Annotated in this window: 14 protein-coding genes and 2 pseudogenes; 2 read left to right on the forward strand and 14 right to left on the reverse strand. The window is 40.9% G+C overall.

All coding sequences use genetic code 11. The features are described from left to right. A partial coding sequence (locus tag AS141_RS25535) for a hypothetical protein (protein ID WP_157243600.1) occupies positions 1-460 on the reverse strand: 460 nt, incomplete at its 3' end. A 961-nt stretch (positions 461-1,421) separates the two neighbouring features. Here AS141_RS25535 and AS141_RS25545 point away from each other — a divergent pair. Then, positions 1,422-1,607: a helix-turn-helix domain-containing protein gene (locus AS141_RS25545; protein WP_157243601.1), complete on the forward strand. Its 186-nt coding sequence runs from the start codon at positions 1,422-1,424 to the stop codon at positions 1,605-1,607. 165 nt (positions 1,608-1,772) lie between these two features. On the opposite strand, the pseudogene AS141_RS25550 reads toward AS141_RS25545, so the two are convergent. The 5 genes and pseudogenes from AS141_RS25550 to AS141_RS25570 all read right to left on the reverse strand — a co-directional run. Then, a pseudogene (locus AS141_RS25550) lies at positions 1,773-2,099 on the reverse strand (transposase); the annotation flags it as partial. A 382-nt stretch (positions 2,100-2,481) separates the two neighbouring features. Beyond that, positions 2,482-3,279: pseudogene (locus AS141_RS25555) on the reverse strand (IS256 family transposase); the annotation flags it as partial. A 55-nt stretch (positions 3,280-3,334) separates the two neighbouring features. Then, complete coding sequence (locus tag AS141_RS25560) at positions 3,335-3,940, reverse strand: class I SAM-dependent methyltransferase (protein ID WP_057940562.1); 606 nt, start codon at positions 3,938-3,940, stop codon at positions 3,335-3,337. 4 nt (positions 3,941-3,944) lie between these two features. Next, a complete protein-coding gene (locus tag AS141_RS25565) occupies positions 3,945-4,178 on the reverse strand; it encodes a hypothetical protein (RefSeq protein WP_057940563.1) in 234 nt (77 codons plus the stop codon). 20 nt (positions 4,179-4,198) lie between these two features. Then, positions 4,199-4,996, reverse strand: coding sequence for an NAD(P)/FAD-dependent oxidoreductase (locus tag AS141_RS25570; RefSeq protein WP_317043083.1), 798 nt, complete (start codon positions 4,994-4,996; stop codon positions 4,199-4,201). Positions 4,997-5,304: 308 nt separating this feature from the next. On the opposite strand from AS141_RS25570, the gene AS141_RS25575 reads away from it, so the two are divergent. Then, positions 5,305-5,685 (forward strand): Fur family transcriptional regulator, encoded by a 381-nt coding sequence (locus AS141_RS25575; RefSeq protein WP_198293628.1) that lies wholly within the window; start codon positions 5,305-5,307, stop codon positions 5,683-5,685. Between the two features lie 22 nt (positions 5,686-5,707). Here the strand turns inward: AS141_RS25575 and AS141_RS25580 are convergent, their stop codons facing one another. From AS141_RS25580 to AS141_RS25615, 8 genes are all read right to left on the reverse strand, one after another. Further along, complete coding sequence (locus AS141_RS25580; RefSeq protein ID WP_057940564.1) at positions 5,708-5,944, reverse strand: site-specific integrase; 237 nt, start codon at positions 5,942-5,944, stop codon at positions 5,708-5,710. 328 nt (positions 5,945-6,272) lie between these two features. Next, positions 6,273-7,187, reverse strand: a complete 915-nt coding sequence (locus AS141_RS25585; protein ID WP_057940565.1) for a helix-turn-helix domain-containing protein — start codon at positions 7,185-7,187, stop codon at positions 6,273-6,275. 51 nt (positions 7,188-7,238) lie between these two features. Next, a complete protein-coding gene (locus AS141_RS25590; RefSeq protein ID WP_232425005.1) occupies positions 7,239-7,937 on the reverse strand; it encodes an SDR family oxidoreductase in 699 nt (232 codons plus the stop codon). Positions 7,938-8,110: 173 nt separating this feature from the next. Beyond that, the gene (locus tag AS141_RS25595) at positions 8,111-9,028 is read right to left on the reverse strand and encodes a helix-turn-helix domain-containing protein (protein ID WP_057940566.1); all 918 of its coding nucleotides are present in this window, start codon (positions 9,026-9,028) and stop codon (positions 8,111-8,113) included. 219 nt (positions 9,029-9,247) lie between these two features. Beyond that, entirely contained in the window at positions 9,248-10,039 is a 792-nt protein-coding gene (locus tag AS141_RS25600; protein ID WP_057940567.1) for an SDR family NAD(P)-dependent oxidoreductase, read from the reverse strand. Between the two features lie 134 nt (positions 10,040-10,173). Then, the gene (locus AS141_RS25605; RefSeq protein ID WP_057940568.1) at positions 10,174-11,085 is read right to left on the reverse strand and encodes a helix-turn-helix domain-containing protein; all 912 of its coding nucleotides are present in this window, start codon (positions 11,083-11,085) and stop codon (positions 10,174-10,176) included. A 14-nt stretch (positions 11,086-11,099) separates the two neighbouring features. After that, a complete protein-coding gene (locus AS141_RS25610; RefSeq protein WP_157243602.1) occupies positions 11,100-11,453 on the reverse strand; it encodes a hypothetical protein in 354 nt (117 codons plus the stop codon). A gap of 121 nt (positions 11,454-11,574) precedes the next feature. Further along, on the reverse strand, positions 11,575-12,393 hold the full coding sequence (locus AS141_RS25615) for an SDR family oxidoreductase (protein ID WP_057940570.1): 819 nt from the start codon (positions 12,391-12,393) through the stop codon (positions 11,575-11,577). Positions 12,394-12,635 lie beyond the last annotated feature (242 nt).

Below are 12,635 nucleotides of genomic sequence, written 5' to 3' on the forward strand. Positions count from 1 at the left end.
ACCCAGCCTGCTTTGAAGGAATGCGCAGCCTGGCCCATTCCGCACCAAATCCTCCATCCCACATACTGCCTGGCTGGAATTGCTCAGTAGCTTCATATAATCGGGGCATAGCTGTACCAGTATCTATCACACCTTCCAAAAAGGTGATGCGAAGGTTATTGGGTGGGATGTCAGACTTTACCTGTAGATAAAACAACATGGGATTCTCTTGAATATCCCTAGAAGCAGAAGAGCCTTCGCCCTTCTGCCCTTGCCCGGAGTGATCAACCAAACCACTATTCTCCGGCAGAGTATCGGAGCGGGTCTCCCCGCCCCGATGGGTGTCTCCCAAACCAAAGGAGACGCTGGGGCCAGATCTATGAAGAAAATCCGCCCCGGGTGAATCAGCAACTTGCGCTGTGGTTGTGCTTATGGGAAGACATAGTAATCCCATGAAGCATAGAAGTATTAATTTTTTCATGCTTTTGATGTTTTGGTACTGGGTGTCCGGTGTCCGGTGTCGGGTGACCGATGTTTGTCACGCCCGAATTCAATCGAAGCGCTATCGCACCTGTACGCGATGATATCAGTAGAAGGTCTGAAAGCTGAAAGTAGAATCACGAACGCTAGATTCTTGACTCTAATTTCTTGACTCTTGGCTCTCGATTCTTGACTCTTGGCTCTAGCTTCTTGGCTCTAAACCAGACAAAGTAATCCCACCTTGCTCCAACCGTGCAACCAGCAATTATAACTAAGAACAAAATGATGTCAGCGCTACCAGCTACTGTGAGCTTGCTGACCTGAGTGTGTAGTAACCGATCTGCTCAGGGATGTGCACCTCCCCTTTATCGGCGATAAAAAACGAACCCTTTATATAGGATTCTTGGGCTTCAGGGGATACAGGCGATCTACCGCGGCGATGCCGTGCTCCTCTGGTAATAAATAATAGGCAATAGGTAATGAGCAATGTGACCCAATGTAAAAAAGCTCAGACAGATCCTTCTTCTGAAATACTGGTCCCGGGAAGCTACTTAATCCAGAAAAAATCACCATCTGTTCCATGATACTTGGGTTATAACGATAGTCCAAGTTGAGAACAAGCCAAAAAGAGGCGTGGACTCAAACAAGCTGTCTTAGAGGTACTGGTATACCTGAGGAACAAGCAAGTAAGTAGCCCACGCCAAAGGCGTGAGCATCCTCACTTATTTATCCCGTTCCTCAATTGAAATTACCAGTTTCCTAAGACGAGACTCACAAGTGCAAATGCGTTCAATATGAAAGTTTGCAGATTAGATTTCTCTAATCGCATCTAAGTTAATAATAACTTGTAAAAGGACAAATATGTCCTAATAAAAATTTACTTATTTCATGACTATTGTTATGTGGGAAGAAAGCCAAATTACAAAAACCAAGCATTTATTGATAAGGTCAGCTCCAAGATTTTGGAACTTGCTGATGAACAAGAGATAACGCAGGAAGAAATTGCAGAATTATTCCAAGCTGACGACAATAGGCAAATTGGAAGAGTTTTGAGAGGAGAAACAAATTTTGGGATTAGTGAACTGGAAAGATTTGCTAAAATTTTAAAAGTTCACCCAAAAGTATTTCTGGATTTCAATTGGGAATAATTGTATTCAATTCAAAAAAGTTTAAACTCAGCTTTAGACTCAAGCTTATGCACCAGCTTCCCGTAGCTCCAAAAGATAAAATCAAGCTTCTTAAGCGGGAGTGTTAGCTGAACTCCATCCCTTCCGTTGGGGTACCCCAACGGAAGGGAACTAAATGATTAATTTTTAAACATCCAACACCAACCTCCCCTCAAATCTAATGGCTAATTGTTGGACTGTCAACCCCCAGTTATGGATCGGGGCCGTCCACTTCCGTTCGATCCTCTTTGCAGCAAGATACACCAGTTTCAGCAGCGCCATATCACTTGTGAAAGCCCCTTTTGTTTTGGTGACTTTCCTCACCTGCCGGTGATACCCTTCAACCGCGTTGGTGGTATAAATGATCTTTCTGATGGGTTTGGTATAGGCAAAATAGGCACTGAGACGTTCCCAGTTACTGTTCCATGAACGGATCACCACAGGATATTTCTTCCCCCATTTCTCCTCCAGGTCCAAGCTGGATCAGTCCTAAAAGTTGGGAGATTTGGTACAATCCATTTTCTTTACTGAAAAAAGAATTGGAAGAAAAAAGCAGAGGTATGATTTAATGAAAATAGCATTTTACATATAAAATTTTGCTCCCTAATTTGTCCAATAGTAGCTTTGGGTATTCACAAGTTAAACCAGTAATTGTTCAGGGAGAAATGGAGAATATTGAAACCATAAAAACAATGTATGATGCTTTTGAAAAGAAAGATTATGATGCCATTAGGCAATTGTTCGATGTAAATATTGAGTGGAACCAAATGAAGGGTTTTCCAGGTGGGGGGCAGCATACAGGAGTTGACGCGGTTTTTAAAAAAGTATTTGATGGGTTTGGGAAAGATTGGATAAAGTACTTCAGGCTGTTGCGGATCTGGTGGACGATACAGAGCTGGATCTCAGCCTTAGGGAAAACAGACTGGATTGCCTCTGGAAAGCCCGTCAGGTTATCCGTACAGGCGATCAGGATATCCTTTACCCCCCGGTGCTGCAGATCACTGAGGACCTGTAACCAGAAGTTGGCCCCTTCGCTTTCAGACAGGTACATCCCCAGGATTTCCTTTCTCCCGGACTTGTTGATCCCAAGCACGTTGTACAGGGCCTTGTGCCTCATCTTGCCATCTTCCCGCACCTTAAAGTGCATGGCGTCCAGCCATACGATGCAGTAAACCTCCTCCAGCGGGCGGTTCTGCCATTCCTTTACCTTGGGGATGATCCGGTCGGTAATATCACTGATCACCTGGGTGGAGACCTCGGTGTCATACATCTCCCGGATATGGGCTGATATATCCCGCATACTGCTCCCCATCCCGTAAAGGGCGATGATCTGGTCTTCCAGGTTGTCTGCCAGAATACGCTGGCGCTTCTCTATGAGCTTGGGCTCAAAGCTGCTGTGACGGTCCTCCGGGGTGTCTATGGTCACTTCACCCACGTTGCTCTTCACTGTTTTGCTGCCTTTCCCGTTGCGCTTGTTGCCCGAGGCCCATCCTTTGTCTTCATCACGGAGATGCTCTTCCATCTCTGCCTGCAGGGATTCTTCCAGAAATTCCTTCAGTAGAGGCGCTAAGGCTCCATCCTTTCCGAATAGGTTGTCACCTGATAAAAACTGTTTTAATACTTTCTTCTTGAATGCTGATTCTTCTTCTTTCATACTGCTCTATCTTAAAAACTTTAACTAAAATTCAAAGTCCTAGACAGAGTTTATCTTACACCCTCTTGCCACATTTTATTAGGTTAAAAGGATAGTCCTCTTCCACTTCTATGATTTCAAATAGTCCTGCATTACCAAATTCTTCTTCAATTGTTTCCCGATCGTAAAAGAATATTTTTACTCCACCAAACATTTCAAATCTGTCCTTACTAATGTAAGTTCCTTGCCCATATGTTTTAGCTTCTTTAGTAATTACCGCAAAAACCATCAATCCGTTTTCCGTTAGTTGGTTATAACAGTCTTGAATTAGTTTTACTCTTTCGTTTTTGCTCAACAAGTAAATTAATCCGTAGCAATATATCCCGTCATACAAATTATTGTCGAAAGGCATTTCAGTTACCGAACCGTGATAAATTGTCAAATCATTTCCAAAATGTTTTTGGCCTAAATCAATTGCAGTTTGTGAAATTTCAATACCTGTTACGGTCATTCCATTGTCTCTGAAAATTTGAGCGTTTCTTCCATAACCAATGCCTGGAATAAGTATAGTTTTTACTTCGTTTTCAACAAAAAGATCCTTTACCAATACCGTAGATTTTGCGGGGCATAAACCCCACATTTCTTGTTTGTCCTTAAATGCTTTTTCCCAAAATTCTGTCATAATATTAATTGTTCTTATTGCAAATCTTGTCTTCCAAAATCTCGCAGATATATCCTGACTTTTTTACGATTGAGATAATACTGTCTTGATTAATTTTAGCTCCTTCAACTCGAAGGATTTTATGACAGTCATCCAAATCAAAATTTATTTTCAATTCAGGAAATATGTTTTCAAGAAACACTAAAATTTTTTCTGCCTGAACGGGCTCTTGGATATTTGTAATGAAAACTTCTACCATACTAATTCTATTTTTACTGCTTAAAAATGTTCATCGCATAACTCTTTATTTACCATTGCTCCTGCAAAATTCCCTGCAGCTACTGCATTTGCAACTGAACGTATAAATGTTGTGTTATCTCCACAAGCATAAATTCCTGATACGCTTGTTTGTTGGAAAGCATTTACTTTTATAAACCCTTCCTCTGATAACTCACATCCTAATTTTACAGGTATATCCGAATTCTGAACAAAAGGAATTGTAGCATATATAGCATCAAAGACTTTTACAGAATCATCTTTAAAAATCACATTTTTAACTTGTCCTTTCTCGTGCACTATTTCTGTTATTCCGGGTTCAATAATTTCTATTTTATTTTTTTGAAGTTTGACAATTTGTTCATTATCAAAATCTGGATTTCCTGATGTTAAAATCGCAAGTTTGCTGCTCAGGTTATTGACCAAAGATGCAAGGTGAATAGCTCTGGAGCCATTAGCCAAAATCGCTGTTTTTTGATAACGAAATTCGTAGCCGTGGCAGTAAGGACAATGAATAACTGAAATCCCCCAACATTCGGAAAATCCCTTGATGTCGGACATTATGTCTTTAATACCTGTTGCAACTATCAGTTTGCTTGCTGTGAATTTGTATTCTGCATCTGTTGTTACTTCAAATCCATTTGCCGTTTTAATTCCACTGACGGCAAGACCTTCGTAAAATTTTACGGTCTCATAATTTTCGACTTGCCGCCTAGCAAGCGCAGAAATTTCTTGGGGTGTTTTTCCGTCTTGTGTTAAATAGTTGCGAATGTGGTGTTTGTATATTACACGGATGTCCACCGTCAATGATTAAAACATTACGCAGAGAACGCCCCAAAGCCATAGCTGCGGAAAGTCCTGCATTGCTTCCGCCTATGATGATAACATCAAAATCATTTTTATCTGTCATACGATTATATTTTGTAAGTGCAGTAAATAGAAAATGCAAAACAAGTGTATCCAATGCTGAGCCACCTAGAGCTGTAACTTTTCTTCCCTTCATTGCTGCATAATCTTTTGGCAAATGTAAGCAAAGATTATATTAATGCAACAATGTCGCAATAAATTATTGCAATTTTGTCGCATTACTATTTTTTGACTAATTTTGTATGATGATAAAACGTAGAAATACTGCGGCACAAGAGGCTGTTCTGACAGTTTTGACAAGCAAAAGAAAGGCAATGAGCCAAGATGCTATTGTAAAGCAAATGGATGTTAATGCTGATAGGGCTACTATTTACAGGATTTTAAACCGATTCTGCGAAGATGAAATAGTCCATAGGATAGTTGCCGATGATGGAAAGCAGTACTTTGCTGTCTGTACAACATGTGATGATGTACCTGTTCCGGGAAATCATTTTCATTTCCGCTGCACAAAATGTGAGACTATTGAATGTCTTCCAACACGTGTTGAATTTTCTGTTCCTGAAAAATATACTGTCCAACAAATGAATTGTGTCCTTGTCGGTGTATGTAAAGATTGTTCGTAGTCCTGGGGTGTGGCAATCTTTTCTATCTCTTGCCTTTGAATTTTTCTTCCTCGTTCATTGAATGGTTAAGGACAGGAAATATATAGTCATTCTTAGCCCTCTGATTATTGGAGTATTTTTCAATTACCCCTTTGGAAAAATCTGTTAGAGGTACACGAATGACAATGACCTCATCTGTAGTATTCTTAGTTTTTTCCCTTACAAACTCAAGATGGTTCGGTTTAACCTGTTCCCATTTCAAATAGAGAATATCTTTCATGTTCATCCCTTTGCAGAGGTATGAAAAGAACCAAAAATCCTTCGCTTTCTCTTGAAATTGATTTTGTGGTTGGGGTCAATTTGATGTATGTTCAGATTCCCAAACTGTAACAAGTATGCAATGAAATTTTCCATTCGGCAAAGTCAGCAAACCACATGTATTTGTCATTTGGCAAAAAGTGCCGTGCAGTAAGTTTATTTCCACTGCTAATCAGAGATTTCACTACCCAAGTCAAATAGTTTCGAATCCTTTATCCTCTCAGCGTAAAGGCTCAGAGCTAGATTTAACCAATAAACAAAGATGTGTAAGGTAGACTCCGGAGTCTGGATCAGTTAAATGACACCCTAAACTCCAGTGGCGATTGTTTGGTCTTTGCTTTGAACAGCTTGCTGAAGGATTGTGGATGTTCAAATCCCAACCCATACGCAATATCACTAACAGACAAATTGGTGGAAGATAGTTTTTCTTTCACTTTTTCGATCAGCATATGCTGTATGTATTGCTGCGTATTCATCCCTGTCAGGGATTTCAGCATGTCACTCATATAACGTTGTGATAAGCGCAACTGCGCACTGATATGCTGCACCGATGGCAGGCCATTTTTCAGTCCGGTGTCTTCATTGAAGTAGTTGTCCAGTAACAGCTCCAAAGAAGTAATTATCCCATGATTGACAGATTTTCTGGTGAGAAACTGGCGATGGTAAAAACGCTTGCTGTAATTTAGCAACAACTCAATGTGTGACACTAGAATATCCTGGCTGAAATGATCAAGCTGCTTATCCAATTCCTGAGCTATGGCATTTAATAAATTGGTGATTTCTTCCTTTTCCCTGGCTGATAAAAACAGTGCTTCGGAAACTTGATAAGAAAAAAAACCATAGTGATTTATAGCATTTCCCAAAGGATAATGCCGAATAAAATCGGGGTGAAAATACAAGGCAAAACCTGTATAATCATCAGCCTCTTCAGGGGTAAAAACTACTTGCTTCGGTTTTAAAAAAGCCAGTCCACCTTCCTCAAAATCGTAATAAGCCTGTCCGTATTTAGTTTGTCCACGAAAACGCGGTTTAAAAGAGATTTTGTAAAAATCAATGGTGATTTTTTGATCTTTTGCCAGCATCTCAACAGGAACCTTGTCATAGTCTACCAACGCAATCAACGGATGTACTGGTGCGGGTAATCTGAGTTCCCGCATCAGCTGTGGTATGCTTGCTATAGTTTGTATGTCTGATTTTCGCTTCATTTTTTGGTGTTACAAGGTAATTAGTTTTGTTTGGCAGGACGAATAACAATATCACCAATTTCTACCTCCTTTGGCTGGCTGATGGCATATAGCACGGCATGGGCGATAGCTTCCGGCTTGATGGCCATTTGTTCCACCGTTTGTTTTCATCGTTGTTGATTTTACGCTTTTTACAGCAAAATCTGTTTTGATATACCCCGGTGAAATGCCCGTAATTCGGATAGTATCGTCTGATTCCTGCCGGAATGCTTCCGCTATGGTACGAATTGCATTTTTGGTGCCTGCATAAATGCCTTGGGTGGGAGTGATTTGAATGCCTGAGGTGGAAATGATATTGATTATATGACCTGATTGTTGCTGCTTAAAAACAGGGATGGATGCTGCCATTCCATACAACGCACCTTTCACATTGATGTCAATCATTTCGTCCCAGCCCTCAACATCCAGTTCATCAATTCTGCTGAGGTAAGCAATGCCTGCATTGTTGATGATAACATCTAGCCTCCCATAGTTGGTAACAGCCAAAGATACCAATTGCACCAGATCAGCTTTATTGCGCACGTCAATCTTGGTAAAAACAGCGTCCCCGCTGTTACGGGTGATTTGCACAACAATCTTTTCCATCTTTCCAGTGTCTCTTGCACCTAACACTACTTTTACCCCATTTTTTGCCAGTTCAATAGCTATGGCTTTACCAATGCCACTGCTTGCGCCTGTAATAGCAACTACTTTTCCTTGTATATTTTCCATCAATTGAATTTTTTGTTGCCGTAAAATTCGGTATACCGGAATTGTGAAAAGTAGTCAGATTGGTCATTGTTGTAGTAGTATTGTCATTTCGGCCTTCAGATGATACATTTATTTGACTTATTGCCGGGGATGGCTATTGTGGAATATTCATGTCCTTTGGCTTCATCCGATGCTTAGTGGAAAGACTTTCTAAACTCCAAAGGAGAAATCTTGGTCTTCGCTTTAAAAAGTTTACTGAAAGATTGCGGGTGTTCAAAGCCTAACTCATAGGCGATTTCGCTAATGGTGAAACTGGTGGTAGAAAGTCGCTCTTTAGCTTTTTCTATCAGTTTGAAATGAATGAACTGCTGGGCATTTTTCCCAATCAGCGAACGTAACATGTCGCTTAGGTAATCCGCTGAAATATTTAACTGTCCCGAAAGATAATGTACAGTAGGAATCCCCTGCTGTAAGGATTGTTGTGTATTGAAATATTCATCCAGAATGGTTTCAGTTTTTTGAAGAAGATCATTGTTTACGCCTTTTCGGGTAAGAAATTGGCGTTTATAAAAACGGTTGGCATAACTCAGCAGCAGCTCAAGCTGGGCAACTACCACATCCTGACTCAACTCATCAATACGGCTGTTCAGTTCATCCTCGATAATTCGGAATACAGCAAGAATGGTTTCTTTTTCCTTTTCCGACAAATGCAAAGCCTCATTTACCGAATACGAAAAAAAACCGTATTGCTTTATTTTTGTTGCCACGGGGTAACCAAGAAAAAAGTCCGGATGGATCAGTAATATGTACGAATAGGTTTCAACATGGTATTCGGCAGTCCCCACCAATTGATTGGGAGCCAAAAAAATCATGCTGCCTTCTGCAAAATCATAATAACTCCTTCCATACCTGAGTCTTCCTCCATGCTGCTCTATAAAAGCTATTTTGTAGAAATCCAGCACATCATAAAGAACCACTTTGTCCGGATTAAAAGGATTATTTTGATCAAAATGAGTCAGACTCACCAGCGGATGCATTGGCTTTGGTAAGCCAAATGCCAAATGCATTTCGGAGATAGATCTAAACTTAAAAACAGTATTTTCCTTCTTCATCTGTTTATAATTTGATTTTTTATGGTCAGATACCCTGTCCCGATCCTGGCTGTCAACAGGCAGGGTTGATTCGTGAGAATCTCGCCTCACCGATAATCATGCCTCTCCTGAAGCAAGTTCGGGACAAGTTGTGTGACTTTTAAGTCATGCTCGAATTCATGGCATGAATATTAAACAAACCAATAAGGTCTCTGTGCCCTTATTGGTTTGCTATTCCTATTACCATGGAATAATGACTCCTCCTGGACCGGTGAATATCCCCGAAGGACCATCCTCCTCAAGTACAACACGTACAGGTTCACGTGAACCTTCTTCAACGCTTTCTGTTCCCTCAAAATTGTTGAGTGCTGTAGATGCGAAGCCTGGACTGACAGCATTTACTTTGATCCCCAAACTCTCTAATTCTATTGCAAGCGACACTGTCAATCCATTGAGTGCAGTTTTAGATGCCCCATAAACCACATCAAACATCTGTCGATGAGGATTAGAGGTATCCATATTCAGCGTGAGCGAGCCCAATGCGCTCGATACATTTACAATGCGGGCTGAGGCGGAACATTTCAGAAGAGGAAGAAAAGCTTGAGAAACTGCAAGTACTCCAAATACATTCGTTTCCCAAACAGCCCGAACCTCCTCAAGCGATGCGACACTTGCCCGTTGATCTGCAAGAGCTTCAAGAAGGTTTCTATCTCGGAGTCCTGTGTTGGATATTGCGGCGTTATTCACCAAAAGATCAAGTCTGCCAAAGTCACTCTGAATTTTTGACCCAGCTTTGGTTAGGCTACTTTTATCAGTCACATCCAACTGTATAGCTTGAGCATTAGCCCCTATTTCTGTTGCTGCTTCCAGTCCGTTCTTCAGGTTACGCGAACCTACATATACGATATATCCATTTTCAGCAAGTGCTTTGGCGATCTGCAATCCTATCCCTTTGTTAGCTCCGGTAACCAGGGCTATGAGATTTCTCCCAGGAGATGATGAATCATTGGTTTCTCTTTCTTGTGATTGCATAATTTATATGGTTTAAATGATGCATCAAAGTTCAGCCTATCCTGCGCTGCATTTGTAACCAAATCCAGAGCATTTGTAGCCAAATCAGGAAAAGAACCCGCTCAGAAAGCAAGTGTCAAAAAAAATTTCAGGGCTTAATGGAAAGACTTTCTATACTCCAGTGGGGTTGAATCCGTTTTGGCTTTGAATAGTTTATTAAATGATTGCGGATGTTCAAAACCCAGTTGAAAGGCAATTTCAGCCACGGATAAACCAGTTGTCGCTAGGTATTCTTTCGCTTTTCCAATCAGTTTTTCATGGATATGCTGCTGGGCACTCTGCCCGGTGAGTGACCGAAGCATATCGCTTAAGTAATGGGGAGACAGGTTCAATGTATTTGCCAAATACTCGACGGTCGGCAGTCCGGTTTGTAAGCTTTCCTTGTTTTCAAAATATCTCACTAACAGTTCCTCCATTTTCATCAGCAAATCATCATTGACGCCTTTCCGGGTGATAAATTGCCTCCCATAGAAGCGATTGCAATAATTGAGCAATAGGTCTATTTGCGCAAGTATAATGTTCTGGGTATGCTGGTCTATTCTTTGGGATTCCAGCTCTATTTTTTTGAAAATATCGATAATGTCTTCCTCCTCCTTTCCTGATAAGTGCAAGGCCTCATTAATACCGTAGGAAAAGAACCCGTACTTTTTTATAGTCGAAACAATTGGGTGAGTACCTAGAAAATCCTGGTGAATTAACAAGGCATACCCTTTACCGAAAACCTGCTCTTTGAAAGGAACATCGATCACTTCTAGTGACTGCATTTGTTTTGGAGCAGTAAAACTCATAACTCCCCTGTCAAAGTCGTAGTACTGCTGGCCGTATTTCACCTTCGCTTTCACATCCCTTTTCACCGAAACCGTGTAAAAATCCACAAAAAACTGTTTCCAGACAGGAGCGTCTGTGAACTTAACCTTGTCAAGATGAACAACGCTCAACAACGGATGCACCGGATCCGGTAGCGATAATAATTGATGAAACTGCGATATGGAGTTTATCATTTGCATACCCTATGATTTTTCTACGTTTTCAGTTTCCCATACAAAAACCCGAAGATAAGTAAAGCCCCTAATTCAATGGCTAACCACAATAGCTGCTTTACATAGAATCCATCCCAGAGCATTCCAAGTAATCTGGTTATGATAATGCCTGTGGTCAAAGCGATCAGCAGAGCAGATACTGTCAATCCCCAGGGAGTCCAGCTGTGATGGAATAGTAACAACAGTCCCAATCCAATCACAAATCCCCATCTGACTCTCTTTTCTATCACCTGATAAGGATCTGTTGGTATGGGATGAGGGCTTACCAACCCGGGGCGGTGTACCAGGATTAAGCCCACAATAAGCAAAATAACCCCTAATATTTTGAATAGCATATTCATCATAAAGTAAATTGCCTTTTATGGGCAGTCAATTTCATTTTTGATTTCAAATATTTGAAAGGCTTTCAGTTGAAAACTTCGTAGATCATCGGTTTTCTTCAATGAACCACAGCTGTCATTCTCTACTATTTAATTGGAGAAACTGATCTCTGATTTCTTTTCTAAAAGCTTCTGACCCTATATCCAGGCGTTTATTGTAGATAGCGTTTGCGTCTGGGCCTGCCACATACCTTACCTGATCCTTGCCATCGGTAACAGCTTCATAAACCAACGCTGCTATTTGTTCAGGGCTAGCAGCTTGGGCCATCATAGCCTCCACATTGGCAAATAGTTTATCTTCCAGTGATTGGTATTCAGGGTGGTTCGCTTTAGCCAGCGATCTTCCGGTAAAATCCGTAGCGATCGCTCCAGGTGCAATGGTTTTTATTCTGATGTTATGCAAGCCTAATTCAAAAGACATACTTTCCGACCAGCCTTCTATAGCAAATTTGGCAGCATGATATATTGAATGCAGCGGAAAAGCCAGCAATCCCCCCATAGAGGTTGTACTGATAAACAGACCTCCTTGTTTTTCTCTGAAATAGGGAATAAAGGCTTTGGTCACCCAGAGTACCCCCATTAAGTTGGTGTTGATCTGATGTTCAATCTGTTCTTCGGTTAAGGCTTCCATCGCTCCCATCAACCCATAGCCGGCATTATTGAATACTACATCTATTTGATGTAATGCAATAGCTTGGATTACCGTGCTACTGATTTGTTTCACATTGGTAACATCCAGGGGCAATAAGGTGATGTTTTGCAATTGAGCTAGTTCTTGTTCCTGTGCAGGATTCCGCATCGTAGCAATCACATGCCAGCCTTTGGATTGAAATAGGTGTGCTGTTGCTTTACCTAAGCCGGAAGAAGCTCCCGTAACAAAAATTGTATTTGCCATTATTCTATACTTTAAGTGTGACAAAACAAAGGTCTGCAGGATTTAGGCACTCCCTGTAGCCAAAATACTGTATGATGTATCCAAATTGGGTGATTAGGATGGTATACGGATACCGGTTAATTATTTGGGTTAGAAATTTTAGATCCTGGCAGTATAAGATACAGTTGGTAAATTAATGAACATCAAACCTTCAAGGGGATCCAATACCAAAACCGCATTTAAAAAACTACCATAAAAAAGTA

The sequence above is a fragment of the Algoriphagus resistens genome, from assembly GCF_001442615.1.
Taxonomy (GTDB): Bacteria; Bacteroidota; Bacteroidia; order Cytophagales; family Cyclobacteriaceae; genus Algoriphagus; species Algoriphagus resistens.